Raw genomic sequence first — 17,292 nt, forward strand, 5'->3', positions numbered from 1 at the left:
CCTCCATCGGCTACCACCGCAGCAATGGCGAACCCAACATCGCCCGAGCTACCCGACGCGCCAACCGACGATCTACAGAACTCATCGATGCCGTAACCAGGAGTAACCCGACTACGCAATAGCCCTGCGTCACCGGCGGACTGATCGCCATCGACGATCCGTGGGAGAACGACCAAGGCGGCCGGTACGCCCTCTCCCGTACCGCTCTGAGCCTGGCAACAGTGCCGAACATCCTCACCCCCGTACTCATGGTGACCTCCCGGGTGACCCGCATCTCCGATTCGCTGATCTACAGCAGGAAAGTACTGGCGATCCAACCCGGTAAGAATCGGCCGATCCTCGAAGTGGCACTGCACGGTGGCGGCGGAGCCCGCACGATCAGCCGATACGCGCTCGAAGCGCTCGGACGTCTCGACATGGACTACTCCATCCTGAAAGCCATTGCGACCCGCTCGCGGGCTGAACAACTGATCCGCGCCGAGGCTGTCGCCAAGGCCGTCAAGGACGGCAAACCCAAACTGAGATTCCCCCGTGAACGGCCGGACCAGATCTGGCCGGTACTGCCCAAGAACCGCCAATTCCCCATCGGTGTCGGCACCGGCATGCACCACCTACGCGTGCTCAACCAGCACATCCTGAACCGGTTCCAGGACCTGGCCGAACCGCTCGTCGCACGCGCCACCACCCTGACCTTGCCTCACCGCCCCACCGACCCCGAGAGGGTCTCCAAGGCGGAGATGGACCGGCGCAAGGCCGAACGCGAAGCCGGGTCCGACATACCGCTGCGCGGCAAGGGCACCGCGTTCCCCGAACCCGCCTCCATCACCGCCGCCGTCAAAGCAGCCGGCTTCACCAAGCTACGCCTGGTCTGCCTCTGGTACCGCGACGAGACCCGCCTACGGATGCTCACCACCCTCGCCAAGACGTACAACCTCGACAACAAGGGACTGGACCCGCGCGACGGCCAGGAGATCGACCTCTACGGCGGCACGATCACTGCGGTCTTCCACTTCATGGGCGACTTCCTCACTCACGGCAGCCCGAGCGGCAGAACGAAAGCGTTGAAGCCGGCTGACGCGGCGCTCGACGCGAGCGGCGGCGTCCTGGTCGGCGCCTGGTGCGAAACCCACATCCCCACCGCCGACGATGCTCCCGGCCTCAAACCCGCCGAGCTGGAGGATATAGACGCCAAACCACAGACCAAGACGATCCTGGCCGGTAGAGACATCGCCAGCCAATACGTGCTCGGGAAGAACGCCCAGGGCGTCATCCAGCCGAAAGCTCCCGATCATCCGACCGAGATGGCGCTACTCGACCTCTACCGCTCCCTCGGCATCATCGATGACCGCATCGCTAACGCTCTCCGTCCCGAGCCGCGGCACGCGCTCTATGGGCCCGACCGGATCGCCCACGTCGGATTCCACATCCGCCAGCAAAACAAGCGCAAGGGTGAGAGAACCTCACCCAAGATTGTCGTAACCGCAACCGCGTTGGTCCCGCCAGCGAAACGCGGCGACGTGTGGCAACTGCGTGGCTGGAGCTCGGCCGTCCCTCGCTGGCAGCCCTACCGCTCGGCCCAGAACCAGTTCCACGCCAACCAGTACCCGCAGGAGGCCGGCGGCAAGAAGTCCTACCGCCATCGCTGGGACGACATCGGCGCCGTCATCGAACGCGCCCTCGAGGACCTCGTTGAAGAGCTCGACGGCCGACCCTACGTCGTCACCGTCGACGAGGACAGTGCCCGACGCATCTGGGACGGATTACAGAACAGCAAGCAGAGCAGCCACCCCGGCACGGGCAAAAACAAATACTGGCTTCCCGGCTACAGCCTCCAAGAGGATGAACGCCCCGACGCGATCATCCGCGTCAACATTGCCGACGACAGAGTGCCCCCGCCGGTCGCATACACCCGCGTGCTCAGCACACGAGACGGCGAAAAGGAAGGTGAGACGACCAACGCTCTGTACGAGATCGAGACGGACTTCGGCACCCCGGTATGGCTCTTGTGTAACGTTCCCCGCAATTACGACGGCGGAAACTCGGGCCGGCTCGGCGCCAAATACACCCGCTGGGACGCGAAACGCGCCGTCATCTCCGAGAATCGAGAAGACCGCCGCAAGAGCGAGATGCCCGAACCGTGGTACACGATGACCGCCACCGAGATCTTCCCCATCGCCCTCAACGACCGCGTCTCCCACGAGGCACTCGCGTTCGCTACCGCCCAACTCTGTCACCAAACCATGTACTGGTCCGGCCGCGCCCGCTACCCCGTCGCCCTGCACGCGGCAATACAGATGGACGAAGACCATCCCCAGTACCGCCGCACCGCACAATCAGCCGACGAGGAGCCAGACATCGACGAACAAGAATAATCCCCTGACCGACGCCTGCACCGTGCCAAGTCGGGCCGAGGCGATCCGTCACTGTGGTGGACGCCGGACCCGTGCTCGCCGCTTTGGTCGTTCGTCAGAGCCCGTGAAGCCTGCGCCACAGCCGTCTGTCGGTGCGTTTCCACAGGCTTTGGGTGTGATGGTCGTACCCGTCGCCGAGCCCGAGGGTAAGCCTCAGAAGCCCCTGCGGCGGGTGTTCCGGACGACGTTTCAGCTCGACCACCTGGTAAGCGGTGACGCTCTGGGCGTTGAGCGACTTCAGCCGCTTGAGCGCTTGATCGTGCTCCCGTCTCGTCTGCGTGGCGGCCGGGTCGCCCTCGGCAAGGAGTCTGGGGGTGAAGCGCCGTGGCTCGATGTGGGGCCGAAGCACCTCGTGGACCGCTGGGAGCACGTCGAGGGCGAGATTGTCGAGGTCCTTTCCCTGCTGCGGGGGCACCACCAACATGGTGACCTTGATGGGGACGACTAGGTTTTTCAGGACGGGCCACTTACCTCGAAAGTCCTCCATGCTGAGGTATAGGGCGTCGCGGAAGGTGCGTCGATCGGCGGTGTTTTCCGGAAGGCCTGGTAGCGGCAGCGTCAATGGGAACGACAGCAGGTCCTGCCACGGCTCGGTTTCGTGCTGCTCGACCAGATCGAGCAGCTCGGGCCGCCGCCGGGTCCCGCCGCCGTCGCGAGCGCCCGCCGCCGAGATCTGGTAGGGCGCGGACCAAATCGCGCCATCCACCAGTCGGTCCATCGCGATCAGTAACCGCTTCTGGGCAAGCTCAAGATTCTGGTAGGTACTCCACGCCAGCAGGGACTTGTTGAACCGGTCCCGTGCAGGATCGCCAGTCGGCTGCGGTACCTCCGTGTCCCACTCCTCAGGTGGGCCGATGCGCGGGTAATCGTCTTCCTCGTCCTCCCCGAACACGTCTCGGTCCATGAAGTGCCGCTGTCCGACTGTCGACAACTCGTGGGACACGCGTAGGTCCTCGACAGCGTCTCGCAGTGGCTGAGCATGGATTATCGTCTTGGGGCCCTCGGGTCCGGGCCGGTGCCCGTCTCCTGGCCAAGCCTGGTCAAGAGAGACGTGCAGCAGCTTGACCTGACGGTCGTTGCGATACACCAGCGGCCGGCGATCGGCGCTCAGCGCGACGGTAGGACCGGGCTGTTCAAGGACATCGAGTGCCCACTTCGCCATCCGGTGAATCGCGGGCGGTGTCGGCCGCGTCGAGATGAACCGAAGTTCCAACGCGACTGGCCCGGTCATCGCTCGGTGGCCGGCAGCTCGCTGTTGTGCGGCCACCTGCCGCTGGAACTCCTGGGCCGCTCGGCGGCCCCGCTCGCCTTTACCCTCGGGCTCCCCGCCCACGTCGATGCGCCTGACACGCCGGCGGCGTACGAACGATCGGTACTGCCATGCCTCAGGCGAAGACCAGAATCCGGAACCGGCCGATGGGCGCATCGTCACCACGAACATGCTAGGGAAGGCTCGGGCGCGAATTCGAGGGTAGCCACCGCCTGTCAGTTCGCCGTCCAAGCGGTTCAAGCCCCAGGCTTGCCCGACGGCGCGGTGTGGAGGCATTTGTATGGTGTGCGAGGAACCGGTGTGTCGCGGTTCGGCCGCACCGGATGCGGAACGCGGCGGCCTGCGATCTGCCTGCGGTCGAGGCCATGAAACTGCGGCGATGAGGCTGGGTGTCAGGCTCGTGCCCTGGAGTCTCGGGTGTTGTGGACGACCATGAACGGCACCGCGTCCCGTTGAAGGCAGGACGTTACAGTGGGCACCTGCGTATCGGCGGTTACCAGGATGAGCAGGCGCTGGGCGCGGGATGCGCCGACGTACAGCACCCGCCGGCTTTCGCCGGGATCGCCTTTGCTCCAGAGCCCGACCCCGTCGGTGGAGGTGGCGCGCTTCGGCAGCGGCGGGATCGCGACTGCGGTGACCGTTGCCTGGAGGCCCTTGAAGCCGTGGATCGTCGACCAGTCGAGCGCATCGGGTTCGTCGACCATGAGGACGGGCCAGGTGTCGCCGTTCGGAGAGCGGAGGCTACCGGTGTTGATCCAGTCGTCCCACCCCATCGCCTTGATGCCGTTGCGCATTTCGGCGCGGAAGGCGCTGGGTGGGCCGCCGAAGGGTGAGGTTCTACTGGCGAGCCGCAGGCATCCGTTCCGGAATGTGCGTGGGGTGAGTCCGACGGAGTCGAGGAACTCGGCGTCGGCGAGCACATGCTCGTCGTTGTGGCCGAGCCCGCGGAGGATGCCTTCGATCGTCTGCATGGCCTGGGTCCGGGCCCGGGCGCTGGCGCGGAGATCTTGGAGGGTTGCTGCGGCCTGGGCGAGCTGGACGAGTTTGCCGCCGCTCTTGTCGCCCGGCGGTGAGGCGCCGGCGCACTCGCGGGCGTCCTTCTCGGCGTAGGCGAGCACCTTGATTTCCTCGTCAGTGAAGCCCATCGACTCGGCGACCTCGATGATCTTCGAGCGAGCGTGGCCGAACCCGCTCACGGGCAGGACCACGACGGGGTACTGGTCGTCCTTCCATCTCCCGAGCGGAATATCGGTGCCGGCGTCGGCGCGCAAGCTGTTGACGACGGCGCAGATCGCCGGGGAGCTTCGGTAGTTGCCGTCGAACCGGGTTCCTTCGGGGACCCGGCCGACGAGGTTCTGGACCTCTTCGATGGTGGAGCCGCGGAAGCCGTAGATGGACTGGTCGAGGTCGCCCACCATGACGGTCTCAATGCCGCAGTCCAGCAGAAAGTTGATGAGGAAGATGTCGCTGCTGTCGCAGTCCTGCACCTCGTCGACGATGACCGATCCGAACCGGGCGCTCATCAGCTGGCCCAGGCGCGCCCGGTTGGTCGGGTCGGTGAGGTAGTGCTCCATCAGCACCCGCGTCGCCGCGCAGTCCATCACCCCGTTCGCGAGGAACCGGCGAGCCAGGCGCGAGGCGCTGGTGTTGGCCTTATTCCGCTGCCAGTCCGGGAGGTTGGTCACGGTGCTTCGCTGGGCGTACGGGACTTGGTGGTTAACCAGCCGGGCGTTGGCGCCGTCGTGGTCGAAGGCGAACCAGCCGAGCTGGAACTCCAGCGGCGCTCCCGCCACTCCGAACGTGGTGCCCTGGACGGTGTGCCACGAGTCCTTGAACGTGGGGACCTGGCCCGTCAGCGCCTTGTACAGGGGCGTGACGATGAACCGGTTGATGAAGCCGTCGATCGTGCCGACGTAGTTCGGGGCCGTGATGAGGTCTGGCCGCTGGGCGCACCGCTGCCGCGCCTCGTTGATCGCGGCGTTAGTGAACGACAACAGGGCGACGCCCTGCCGAGCAGGGACGCCGGGGCGTTGGGTGAAGCGCTCGACGATGCTCTGGGTCTTCCCGGCGCCCGGGCACGCCGGGACAAAGACGCTGCCCGGCTTGTCGATGAGGGCGCGCTGAGCCGGCGAGAAGTCGATCTCGTCCATGACCGCTTACCGCATCGCCGACTGGACGGCCTGGGTGAGGTAGGTGGGGCACTTGAAAGTGCCGCCGCTCTGGATCAGCTCGGCGACGTCGTGGGCGAACTCGCCCTTGCCGATGTACCGCTTGGAGGTGCGCAGCTTGCGGTAGAAGACCTCCGCCGGGTTTGTGCTCGTCGTGAGCGTGCTCCAGAACCTACCCGACCTGGGCTTCTGGCGTTTGAACGCGGTCTCCAGCAGCGGGCCGTTGACCGTGAACGGGTTCATCAGGTCGGCCTCGAGCGTGAACTCGGCGGCGAACACGGCGAGGATCGAGTCGGCGCTCAGCTGGGTGCCGATCTCTTCCAGCCGGTCCTTGCGGCTCAGTGTGGCGGCCGGCTCGTCCTCCGTCTTTGGCTCGCCGGCCTTGGGCTCATCGTCGAGGTCGTCGTCCTGGTCGACCTCGCCAGCGACGTCGGGGTCGCCGTCGGTGATGACCACCAGCCGGTCGACGAGCCGAACGCCGTTGACCTGCTGCAGGAGGAGCTTGAGGTACGGGCCGAAGTCGACGCTGCCGATGCTGATAATCGACACGGCCCGGAATTCGCGGCACTTCGCCCCGTAGCTGGGTGCCGTCTTATCGAGAACGCAGTGGCGTGCGAGCGGCGGCAGGATGACGGCCTCGGAGACGCCCTCCACAAGGACCGCGCGCCGGGTGAACAGCAGCTCAGCACGGCTCACGTCGAGATACTGGTCGATCTTGCGACGTTCCTCATCGGTCAGGTCGATGTCGCACAGGGCGATCGCGGCGGTGCCGCGCTGGATGCCCGTCGGCACCACCTCGACCTCGGTGGCCAAGGAATCCTCGGTGATCTCCGGTGTCGGGGTCTCCTGGGTGCGCAGGACCACGATGCTGCGGATGCCCACCGCGCTGGCCAGGTTCGGCGAGTGGGTCGTGGCGACCACCTGGATGCGACCCGCCGGGCCGTCCGTGTCGTCGCGCAGCGACTTGACGGCCTGCTCCTGAAGGTAGTCCAGCAGCACGGCCTGCAGCTGCGGGTGAAGGTGCGCCTCCGGCTCCTCTACGAGGAAGAGCGTGAGCTCGGCGTCCTGGGCGTTGCGCAACTCGATGATGACCGACGCCATGTAGAGCAGGTTGGCGTAGCCAAGGCCCGAGTCCTCGATGTCGGCAAGGTCGACGCCGTGCTCGGCCATCTTGAGGCGCAGGCCACGAGCGAGCCGCTGCAGCCGGACGTCGCGGAAGCTCAGACCGATGACCTGCCCACGGACCGGATCGGTGAGGTCGCTGACGTGCTCCTGCAGCCGCTTTTGGGTGCCGGTGATGACATCGTGCTCCTCGAGCTTGCGCAGCCCGTCGATCGCCTGGTCGAGAAAGTCCGTTCGGTCGGCCTCGCTCGTCAGGTACTTGATGATGAGCGCCATACGGTTGCCGGTGGCGGAGTCCAGCTCACGCTTGGCGTCGCGCAGCGGCGCCAGGTAGACGTGCCGGATCTGGTCGCGCTTCTCAGGTTCGGCGTCGGGCCCGGCGGCTCGCCCGACCAGATTTTCCAGCTTGGACCGGCGGGGTACGTCCACGTTCGGCCGGAACCGGGTCATGTAGTACGCCTTGTTCGTGGCAATATCGAGCGCGCCGATGTACTGGCCTTGCTGAAACCGCGTCAGACCGTCGAACTCGCCCACAATCTCGATCGGCCCATCCGTACCGGTGGAGACGTCGTCGATCTCCAGGTAGCGGACCCGTCGCCCGCTCAGCGGCGTGGTCAGCAACCGCATCGCGTCGATGACGTTGGACTTGCCGGAGTTGTTATCGCCGACGAGCAGCGTCAGGCCGGGCTGGAGCTTGATCTCCACGCCGCGACACGAGCGGAAGTTCGTGAGACGCAGGCCGGCGAGATACATGCCGCTGCCCGTGGTTGGTGCGCTGAGCGTGGTCGGTGCTGTGGGCATGCTGGTGGGAACTCCCTGTACCTTCTCGAAATTGTGTTTCAAGCCATGAGCTGCGGATTTGTGAGCGGATCAAGCAACTCGTCGATACTCGTTGATGAGGCCGCCAAGAAAGTGGCGCCGACGGATCGCCTGGTCGATCGCGACGACCGCGTCGGTCGCAGTCGGGTAGATGCTGATCCAGGCTCTGGTGTGGTCGGTGTCGGTCGAAATGGTCCTCGTAGTCGCGTAGCACGGTGGGGGCGTGTTGTTCGTTGTCGATCAGGGTCACAGCGGGAGTTGCTACCCGTCGGACTCAGCTCTGCTTGGTACAGGTCACTACCACCAGGTCATCCGGAAGCATCTTGCTGCCGGCCTTCGCTGACTGCTTTGTCACCGTCCAGTTTGCCAGTATCAGAACCAGTGTGTCGTTCTCGTCTTGGCTACCGTACTGAATGTTTGTGAACCCGAGCTTCCGGAGCTTGTCGTCGGCGACCGCAGCGTTCATACCCTTCAAGTTCGGCATGACCAGCTTCGTCGGTGCGGGCGGCGCGGTAGGTGCCGGCAGGGCGGGGGCGGTTGTCGCAGCCGGAGCAGTCGCGGTGGGGACTGACGTCGTCGGCGCCGGTGTGGGTGCCGCAGCAGCGGGAACAGTCGCCGCGACCGCTGCGGCTGTCGGCGAGGACTTCGCCTCCGGTTGGGGCTCACCGCTCACGGCCGCGACGATCCCGGTTACGCCGCAGCACGCGATGACGATTACCCCAGTGACGATACCGATGATTGCGCCGATGCCGAGTTTCCGGCGAGGCGGTGCTGCCGGTGGCAGACCGTGGGTGAACTGCTGTGTGGCCGGTGGCGGTCCCTGCCACGCAGCGTTGTTGTCAGGCGATTGGTAAGTCACCCGGTGGAGTGTGGTCGGCGGTGATTGTCATGCACACCAGCCGATCGGGTGCGTCGCTGTCAGGTAACCGACTTCCGAGGGCCGCAGGGGTTTGATAGGCGGGGCGAATCCGGCTCTCGGGCCTCACCGGTCATGCTCAATCGATGATCATATGCAGTCCATTGGTGCGGTAACGGCAGCGGCGATCGTGGAGTTCAAGGCCCGCACCTGCAGACGTTGTGCTCGGGCATGAACGCCATCACAATTACTACTCGTTTGCAGAGGCGATAAACCAGCTCAGCTGGCCTGCCCACCCCCGGTTCCCTTACGTCCGAGTATTCACGGAGCACCAGCGAGCTCCGCCTCGATGGCCGACATCGGCCTATCGGGACCAACAGGCCCCGAAACTTGGCGCGCGAACCACGGTCGATGGCAGCGAAGGCGGGCAACCCGTAGTTCGCGCCGCTGACGCTCTCAAGGCCCTTGGCTACGCTGAGCCGGTGAGCTACCCCCGGCAGACGCATCCCTACATGACCTTCCCCAGGTCGAACGATGACGGCCGCGGGAACGACTACCTCCGCCGTATCGCTGAAGCGGTGGAGCGCATCGCTGACGCAGTCGCCGGTCAGGTTACCCAGCAGGAGGTGGAAGTCCTACCGACGTACCCCATCATCGACTGCGACGGCCCCTCCCCCGAGATGGGCGTGGCCGAGCCACACATCCAACGCTCGGGTGGCCGCCTGTACTGCGCCGTGTGCACCTACTGCCCAGAGCGTCCAGGTCGAGCCGCCAACGTACTGGAGCCATCAGTCTGGCTGGAGTACAGCGAGTCCTCTTTCGACGTGGATGAGCAACGAGCCGCTCTGACCCGTCATCTCAACCATCACCGGAAGCAGGCCGATCCAACAGCAGCGTTACCTATCTGGACATGGTCCGACCACAGCTGTCCTCGGTGCCATGCACCGGCCGAGCACAGGTGCCGTACCAGCTCCGGACGGCCGAGCACCTCAGTTCACGCCGAGCGCTGGCAAGATCATTCGGACGAGTATTGGTAGCGCGTTCCACGCTTTGACGCATTTAACGAGCATGATGAATGCGTTGCTACGGTGACAAAGGCGCGGTATGGCAGCGTCGCCGGCCAGTGGGGGAACCAGATGAGACGCCGGCAGCAGGAGTTTGGCCTTGCGACTGGGCTTTTGCCTCTCCGCCGTGGGCGCGCGGTTCGCGGGTCGACGGCGGACGTGCTCGCGAGTCGCCCCTACCGGCGGACGGGCGCCGCGTGACGGCACCGTTCGGGCAAGTGCTGGCGCAGATGCAGAGAGCAGAATAATCCCGTGACTGCGCACCTGACAGCGCCAGAGAGACCTTTGCCCACCTCACGCGCCACCCGGGTCACCTCCGACCTGCCGGCCGAGCTCGCGGCCACCCGCGATGTCGTCGGCGGTGACCGGTGACCGGGCCCGACGAGCTGCCGTTCGAGGCGGCAGTAGCAGACTCGACAGTCTTGGCGATCTATCGGCAGGTGCACTCGGTCCTGGCCCGCACTTCCGGCAGCATGATCGACGACTCCGGCAGTGTCGACATCGACGAGGCCATCCTGAACGCGTTCGCGCTCGCCGGGCCGGCCGGTCTGACGATCGAGCAGGTATGTGCCGCCTGCCAAACTTTCGCTGATAGCGTGGTGCGCCGACGGTTCGAGGTGCTGCGCTCGTACCGGGCGGTGTCAAAGGTCAACGAACGCCCTAACGAGATGTACTACCAGGCCGCGTTCGCGCCGTACGTAATGCTGCTGTTCCTGCGTCGGCTGTCGCACACCGGCGGACTGAGCGAGCTGCATCAGCTGCTGTCGGTGGCCCGGCTCGCCATCGATGACGAGACGACCACCCTTGAGCAGGGCCGCGATCATCTGGTGCAGATGACGACGGTGTTCCGACTGCTGGCGAACCCCATCATGCAGTTGGCGAAGTCCGGGACCGTCGAGTCGCTGCGCGAGCAGGCCGAGCCGCTGCTGGGTAACCAGGAGCTGCTGGACCAGGCGACCGCTTATCACAACCGGGCGGCCGACATCTGGCCACAACTGCTGCCGGAGTGCACGGACCTGCGGCTGGCCGTCGCCGGGTATCGCGACGCGGTGGCGGCCGCGGCGGGCCGGCTGATCGACAAGGCAGGCCGGACCAGGGCGCTGGGGTTGCTGCCGGCGGAACGGTGGCGGACCTTCGCCCGGGAGGCGGATATCGACGAGCTGGCCGCTGCGGTCGACGGTCTGCTGTTCGACGCCCCGGACCCGTTCTTCACCGCCCAGGATCTGCTCACTGCGGTCGAGGAAGGGCTACACACCGACGTCGGGCGCACGCCGCCGCCGCGGCCGCGGATCGACGACGGCGGGCCGGGGGACCTGCCGAACATCGACGGTGACCTGCGGCTGCTTGTCGACCGAGCGGAGGAATTCCTCGCCGGCGGTGACAAGGTCACCGTCGCGGCGCTGCTGGCTGCTGCCGGGGACTGGCCCTCCGGGCGCAGGGTGCTGTCCGATCTGACCGCGATCGGGTTGCGACCCGAGCTGCCCTACGAGTTGACCTGGGGTGACGGGCTACGCGTCGACGCGGGCGCAGAGGTGACCTGGGTGAGCGACGGCTGGCTGCGGCGGCAGAACGTGACGGTGGCATCGTGAACGAGCGCGACACAGCGGTGTGGTGGGCGAAGGTCCGCTCCGGTGGGCCGCAGCGGGAACCGGCCGGTAGCCGCAGCCCGGACGGGATGCGCCGGCTGGTGGAATCGGACGCGCAGTCGGTGTGGCTGCTTGCGCACCTGCCCACCGGCGCCGGCCCGCACGTGCTGGCCGAGTACGGGCAGGAACCGATGACGCTGTCGGACTTGTCTGGCACGCTGCGGGTCCTGGCCGCCTGCCTGCGCTGTTGCTGGGCCGACCCGGCCGCCGATCCGTGGCCGGGCCGCCTCGCTGGCCTCGAACAGGTCGACACCGTTCTAGCCGCTCTGACGCCGGGCCGCGACCGGATCAGCCGGCGTCGGCTGCTGACAGCCGGCCTGCGGCGACTGGAAACGTCACGGTGGGTTCTGCCCACGCCAGGGCACGTACGGCTCGGCCCTCGGGTATCCGCGTGGACGGCTATGGATCTGTCCACGTTGCGGGAGATGTGGCGCATGCTGCCCTCCTCCGACCATCCCACCAGTGACCACCTGCAGGAGCAGGCATGAACAGCGAGCGGAACGTGGTGTTCGACACCGTACTGGCCCCGCTGACCGACAGGCAGCGCGAGAACGTCGAGGCGGCGTACGCGCTGCTGGAACACTCCCGGGAACCGGTTCACCGCCAGGAGTTGCCCGCGCTGCAGGACCCGACCAGCCGGGAACGACTCGAACAGCTGCTGCGCCGTACCGGCCGCACCCTCGTGGCCGTCGACGACGTCCGGTTCACCTCCGGCTACGACGACACCGTCACTGCGGAACTGACCGCCGACGGCTGGCAGCCGCTGACCCCGGTCGAACGGGCCGTGCTCGTGCTGGTCCTGGTGTACTCGGTCGCGATTCCCCGCAGCGAGGAACAGCTGGGTGCCGACGCGTGGACCAGCGGGTTCGTGACCACCGAGACCGACGTGCTCAAGGACGGCAAGGTGCCCGCCGGCGTCGGGAAGGCCGCGCTGAGCAGACTCGTCAGCTGCGGTTTGCTGGCCCGCCGCCGCGACCGCGCTGGTGGCGAAGGCGGCTATGTTCCCGGCCCGCAACTGCTGCGGCTCACCCCGGCCGCCCGCAGCCGGCTGCAGGACCAGCTGATCCTCGCCGCTGCCCCGAGCCATCCACTCGCCGCCGCGATTCGCGAACGCCGAAACCGCACGAGCAGGGAGAACATCCGTTGACGGCACCGCACACGGCCGACGGCAGCGCCAACGTCGACATCGTCGGGCCTCGCGTGCTCGCCGGCGTGCAGATGGTTAACATCTCTCGCCTGTCAACGCATCCGGTGCCGATCACTCCCCGCGGTCTGATCACCGTGGCCGGGCAGGGGCCGTCGGATTCCAACGGCGCCGGGAAGTCGTCGTTTATCGCCGGGATCAGCCTGCTGCACGCCGACGACCAGTGGCGACTGCAATCCGGGGCGCAGGACGCCGCCGAGCTGCTGTTCACAGCCGAACTGGCGGGGCAGGAAGTCGTTCACGCCAACGCCGATCACGGCTACATCATCGGCGTGTACGTGCCGCCGTCGACGCAGACCCTGCCCGAGCTGGAAGCCAGCGTGCTGACGGTGTGGCTACGGATCAACCGGCAGGCGCCGCATGTGGAGTTGCGGTGGGCGACGCGGCTGCACGTCGCGTTCGGTGACACCGAAAACGATCGCGCGGAAGGCGCCGACGGGCAGTGGGACGCGCTGCCGCGCAGCAACGGCCGCACCGACCTGCGGGCCAACAAACTCGCTCGGACCCTGTACGGGCAGACGGTGCGGTGCGTGTCGTTCCTCTCGACGTCGGTGCGGGCCAGCGCAACCGCGAACCTGCTCGCCCAGCCGCTCAACGAGCTGACCCCCGAACGGATCTTCGACGCCATCGGGGCGCTGACCGGACTGAACCGGGAGATCGAGGATGAACAGAAGGCCCGGCAGGTCGAATACCAGCACGCCGACGAAGCCCGCCAGGCCCGCACCGACTACGAGGCATGGAACACCCGGGTCACCGTCATCGAAGATCTGATCCACGCCAGGGAACAGGCCCGGACCCTGCGGGCCGAAGCCGACGACCACTGGCGATCCCGGTGCGCTCGCCATCTCGTCGACGGTGTCGTCCTCGCTGACGAACTCGCCCACGACATCAGCAACCTCGACGCCACCAAGACCGAGTTCGACGCAGCGATCGACACCGCCGACGGCGACTTGGCCCGGCTGCGCGACGACAAAGCCCTCGAGGCGAACTTCCGCACCCGGAAGAAGACCTACGACGACACCAAAGCAGCCGTCGACGCGCTGGGAAAACAGCAGACCGCCAACATCGCCCAGATCGAACTCCACACCGCCACCGCCCGTGGGCTGCGGCAGACCGCGGCGGCCGCCGACGGCCGGAGCGTCGAACAGGCCGAACAGGAACTCTCCGCCGCCGAAAACGCCGTCGAGGCAGCCCAACGCGCCGCCGGGGTCACCGAACAGCGGCTGCGTGACGCCCGCGACGAGCTCGCCGCCGCTGAACGAGGTGAGGACGTCGCGGTCGCCCAGGTCCAGGCCCTGCGCGCCGAAGACATCACCGCGGTTCCACTGGTTGACGTGATCTCGCTGACCGAACCGCAGCGTGCCGTCTGGGAGGCTCGGCTGCTGCCCTATCGGCATGCCGTCGTCGTCGCGGACGCCGCCGCAGCCGCAGTCGCCCTGGACGGGCTGCCCGGCTCCCTACTCATCGAAGCCGACCCCGCCGGCACCCCCGCCGGTGACGGCCTACCGCTGCCAGCGGACCCCGCCACCACCGTCCACCGGTTCCTGGCTGCACTGCGGGACCGCGCTGGCTCCGCCGACACCCATCTCGACACGACCACTGGTGTCCACGGCGTTGCCGGCTTCCCCGAGGCGATCACCGGCCGAGCAGGCCGGATCGAGAAAGCCCGCACCGCCGTCAACGCCGCCGTCACCGCGGACGACACCGCCGCAGGCACCCTGAAGACCGCCCGGAAGGCCCGCCGCCGCGCCGACGACCGAGTCACCGGCGCAAAGGCAGCCGTCGAGGCCGACAAACTCGACACGACGGTAAAGACGCTGCGGGCCGCCAACACCAGGATCGACGAGGAGCTCGGCACACTCGAGACGCCCCTGGCCCAGGCCCGTGCCGAGTACGACAAGGCGCTCGGCGAGAAGACCTCCCGCGACCAGCAGATCGCCGCGATCACTAGCCAACGGGACGGGCTGAAGGAACAACGGCGCCTCAACCGCGTCACCTGGCAGGAGAAGACCGCCCAGAAGACGGCGGTGAACCTGCCCGCCCGGCAAGCCGCCTGGCAGGGCACCACCGATACCGCCCACCAACACCTGCTTACCCTCACTGAAGCCGAACAACATCGCAGCAGCGCCGACTGGGACGATCTGTGCGTAGGTCAGGCCGACCGGCTGCAGTACGTGTGCTTCCCGCCCGGCACCCCGGCGGAGCAACTGCCCGAGGAACTGCGGATTATCAATCAGCAACGCCGCGACCGGCACTTCGGCGCGAACACTCGCCTCGTCCCGCACGTGCTGCGGATCGTCGGCACTCACCTGGACGGGCTTGCCGAACTCGACCAGGAGCAACTCGACCAAATCCGTACCGACCGAGGGAACCTCACCCGCACCCTGTCCAGTGCCGAGGCCGCCATGCGCGAAGCGCAACTCGCGTCGGCCGCGCTGCGGGCCACCCTCGCCAAAGCGATCAAAACGAAACTCAAACAGGTCAGCGACGAGTTCAACACCCTCGACACCACCTACGGCGGCTACGGCGGCGCCCTTGACTACCCCGAACCGGAACCACCCGCCGATCCGCAGAAACCGTGGCAGTGGACGATCACCCCTCGCTGGCGGCGCGGCGAAGGTAAACCCCTGTCGCCCTACCGGCTGCGCGGCAACACCGCACAGATGGACGACAAGGCCGTCAAACTCGTCTGCGCCGCCGCCCTGGCCGGCGCCACCGACCGGCCGCTGCTGCTGATCCTCGACGAACTCGGCCGCAACCTCGGCTCCGCGCACCGCCGGGACGCTGTCGCCCTGTTCGAGAACATTGGCCGGGACCGGGCGATCAGCGTCATCGGCGCCCTGCAGGACGACATGGAACGCTACGCCGTCGGCTCATCCAGCCTCTACATCAAACTGCGGCGCACCTCCGACACCCACGCCTACAACCAGGCCCCTATCGTCGTCGGCAGCGAATCCGAAACCGCGCGTGTCCAGCTACTCACCGACTGGATCACCTCCTACCGGCCGCAGCCGCTGACATGACAGACCCCGACGGGCCCACCCCCGGCCAGGAACCGGACCCGGAGATCGTGCTGCGGTCAATCACCGACTGGCCGGGGCTGATCGCGTACGCGCCGCTGCCCGCCTCCGGCCGATATCCCCGCAACCGCAGCGGAGTGCCGTACTACCGCACCATCCGGCTGCGCACCGACGACCCCGTACAGCCACCGCACCGGCCGAACGGGCTGCTGTCCGACACAGACTGGGCATGGATGATCCGCAGCGAGCACGGATGGAAACAGATCACCGACCGGTTCGGCGACCGCGCCCACATCATCGCGTTCACCCTCGCCCGCGCCGGCTGCATCACCATCGGTTACGAGCTGCAAGGCGCCCGCCCAGCTCCCACACCGAAGAAGGTCTACCCGCACCCCGCCTTGACCGCCACTGAGAAGGACCGCCGTACCAGCCGCCGCGATCAACGCACCAACTTGCAGACCCGGGCCGCCGCCCTCGCCGCCGACATGGCGGGCGAATGGCCCGGCGTCGCGCACGCGTTGATCAGCACCGACCATGCCGACCGGCTCACCTGGGCCGTCAACGCGGCCACCGACCTGGCCACCGGTGCCGTCCACCCCTCCGTCCGCGCGTTCGTCCAGCACCACGCCGCGAACACCAAAGCCCGCGACGACGTGCAACGGCTGCTGGCGGACCTCGGATTCGAACCAGCCGCGCTCGCCGAGATCGGCCTGTCCCGGTCGCCGTACATCGGCGTCGCCGGCCCGGTCCGGTTACACCCCCCGACCGGGCCCGTCATCGACCTGTCCGGCCTACCCGGTCCGCACGACCTCCGACTGCACCCCACCCACCCGCTGACCATCACCGTCACAGCCAGCACCGGACCACTGCTGATCATCGAAAACCGGCAGGCCGCCGAAGCCGTGTGCGACACCCACCCCCACCTGCCCATCATCTGGTGCCACGGACAACCACCCGACCCAGTTCTCGACCTGATCCGGCAAACCGCCGCCCAGGTGCAGCTCACCTGGATCTGCACCGACGCCGACCTCGGTGGCGTCCGAATCACCGCTCGCATCCACGACAACCTCCCACCGGCAACCGCCATCCGCGTTATCGACGTCGGCACCGCCGAACACACCTCTGGCAAACCGTTCTCGACTTACGTTCGCACGCGTCTGGAACCGGTCGCCGCTCGCGGCGACCAGGTCGGCGCGTTCGCCCGCGCCTGCCTCGCCCGTGGCTACGTGGTCGAACAGGAAGCCAGCACCCGCACGGCGTTGGTCATGGCGCTCGACTCGCGATGACGAATAAGGGTCTGTCAAGTTATTTGTACAGTCCCGCTGACGGTGGGTCGCCGCCCCCGGTCAGCTACCACCAGGGCCCCGCCGCAGGCGGCCGCTTCCGTCAGCTTGGTTCTACGGTCCTGGCGGGGTGCCGGCCGACGGTCGCGCCACATGCAGAAACACGGCTCGGACACTCTGAGTGCCTGGCAGGCCACCTCGTGCGGGAGCCGCACCCGGTCCTATGAGAAGCGCCGAAGGCAGCCACGCTCACCGGCTCGTCGCTTCCTTGAACCCCAGGACCACGGATCGCTTGAGGACGGTGCTCCATCGCCAGCCCGGCGTTCTCCCGCCGTAACCGCGCCAGCTCGGCCCGCTCGTCCTCGGCCAACTACCCGACAGCGCCTTCGCCACGAGCGGCACGATCCGGCTGCACCCAGTTAGCCGGTG

At 67.2% G+C, this 17,292-nt stretch carries 11 protein-coding genes; 7 read left to right on the forward strand and 4 right to left on the reverse strand.

The annotated features are described in order from the left end of the window. The first annotated feature begins 143 nt into the window (after nt 1–143). Nucleotides 144–2,372, forward strand: a complete 2,229-nt coding sequence (locus tag IEY61_RS31040) for an RNaseH domain-containing protein (protein WP_268240630.1) — start codon at nt 144–146, stop codon at nt 2,370–2,372. A 94-nt stretch (nt 2,373–2,466) separates the two neighbouring features. Here IEY61_RS31040 and IEY61_RS05630 read toward each other — a convergent pair whose 3' ends face one another. The 4 genes from IEY61_RS05630 to IEY61_RS05645 all read right to left on the reverse strand — a co-directional run bounded on the left by IEY61_RS05630 (nt 2,467) and on the right by IEY61_RS05645 (nt 8,649). Next, nucleotides 2,467–3,852: a hypothetical protein gene (locus tag IEY61_RS05630; RefSeq protein WP_189041244.1), complete on the reverse strand. Its 1,386-nt coding sequence runs from the start codon at nt 3,850–3,852 to the stop codon at nt 2,467–2,469. Between the two features lie 221 nt (nt 3,853–4,073). Continuing rightward, nucleotides 4,074–5,831 carry a UvrD-helicase domain-containing protein gene (locus IEY61_RS05635; RefSeq protein ID WP_189041246.1) on the reverse strand — a complete coding sequence of 586 codons (1,758 nt, stop codon included), beginning with the start codon at nt 5,829–5,831 and terminating at the stop codon, nt 4,074–4,076. A gap of 6 nt (nt 5,832–5,837) precedes the next feature. Then, nucleotides 5,838–7,772 (reverse strand): ATP-dependent nuclease, encoded by a 1,935-nt coding sequence (locus IEY61_RS05640; protein WP_189041248.1) that lies wholly within the window; start codon nt 7,770–7,772, stop codon nt 5,838–5,840. 292 nt (nt 7,773–8,064) lie between these two features. Further along, complete coding sequence (locus tag IEY61_RS05645) at nt 8,065–8,649, reverse strand: PASTA domain-containing protein (protein WP_189041250.1); 585 nt, start codon at nt 8,647–8,649, stop codon at nt 8,065–8,067. 677 nt (nt 8,650–9,326) lie between these two features. Here IEY61_RS05645 and IEY61_RS32280 point away from each other — a divergent pair. From IEY61_RS32280 to IEY61_RS05670, 6 genes are all read left to right on the forward strand, one after another. Continuing rightward, nucleotides 9,327–9,683, forward strand: a complete 357-nt coding sequence (locus IEY61_RS32280; RefSeq protein ID WP_444543342.1) for a zinc finger domain-containing protein — start codon at nt 9,327–9,329, stop codon at nt 9,681–9,683. 395 nt (nt 9,684–10,078) lie between these two features. Then, entirely contained in the window at nt 10,079–11,299 is a 1,221-nt protein-coding gene (locus IEY61_RS05650) for a hypothetical protein (protein WP_229705706.1), read from the forward strand. After that, entirely contained in the window at nt 11,296–11,844 is a 549-nt protein-coding gene (locus tag IEY61_RS05655; RefSeq protein WP_189041252.1) for a hypothetical protein, read from the forward strand. Before IEY61_RS05650 ends, IEY61_RS05655 begins: the two co-directional genes overlap by 4 nt. Continuing rightward, nucleotides 11,841–12,503 (forward strand): hypothetical protein, encoded by a 663-nt coding sequence (locus IEY61_RS05660; RefSeq protein ID WP_189041254.1) that lies wholly within the window; start codon nt 11,841–11,843, stop codon nt 12,501–12,503. Before IEY61_RS05655 ends, IEY61_RS05660 begins: the two co-directional genes overlap by 4 nt. Beyond that, a complete protein-coding gene (locus IEY61_RS05665) occupies nt 12,500–15,583 on the forward strand; it encodes a coiled-coil domain-containing protein (RefSeq protein WP_229705707.1) in 3,084 nt (1,027 codons plus the stop codon). The genes IEY61_RS05660 and IEY61_RS05665 overlap by 4 nt, the downstream gene beginning before the upstream one ends. Further along, a complete protein-coding gene (locus IEY61_RS05670; RefSeq protein WP_189041256.1) occupies nt 15,580–16,866 on the forward strand; it encodes a DUF2399 domain-containing protein in 1,287 nt (428 codons plus the stop codon). The genes IEY61_RS05665 and IEY61_RS05670 overlap by 4 nt, the downstream gene beginning before the upstream one ends. Nucleotides 16,867–17,292: the final 426 nt, after the last annotated feature.

Source organism: Micromonospora sonchi (assembly GCF_014646235.1).
Taxonomy (GTDB): domain Bacteria; phylum Actinomycetota; class Actinomycetes; order Mycobacteriales; family Micromonosporaceae; genus Micromonospora; species Micromonospora sonchi.

Excerpts from the sequence above, each read along its gene's own strand:
- IEY61_RS05630 (WP_189041244.1), bottom strand. The coding sequence starts at position 3,852 with ATGTTCGTGGTGACGATGCGCCCATCGGCCGGTTCCGGATTCTGGTCT.
- IEY61_RS05635 (WP_189041246.1), bottom strand. The coding sequence starts at position 5,831 with ATGGACGAGATCGACTTCTCGCCGGCTCAGCGCGCCCTCATCGACAAG.
- IEY61_RS05640 (WP_189041248.1), bottom strand. The coding sequence starts at position 7,772 with ATGCCCACAGCACCGACCACGCTCAGCGCACCAACCACGGGCAGCGGC.
- IEY61_RS32280 (WP_444543342.1), top strand. The coding sequence starts at position 9,327 with ATGGGCGTGGCCGAGCCACACATCCAACGCTCGGGTGGCCGCCTGTAC.
- IEY61_RS05660 (WP_189041254.1), top strand. The coding sequence starts at position 11,841 with ATGAACAGCGAGCGGAACGTGGTGTTCGACACCGTACTGGCCCCGCTG.
- IEY61_RS05670 (WP_189041256.1), top strand. The coding sequence starts at position 15,580 with ATGACAGACCCCGACGGGCCCACCCCCGGCCAGGAACCGGACCCGGAG.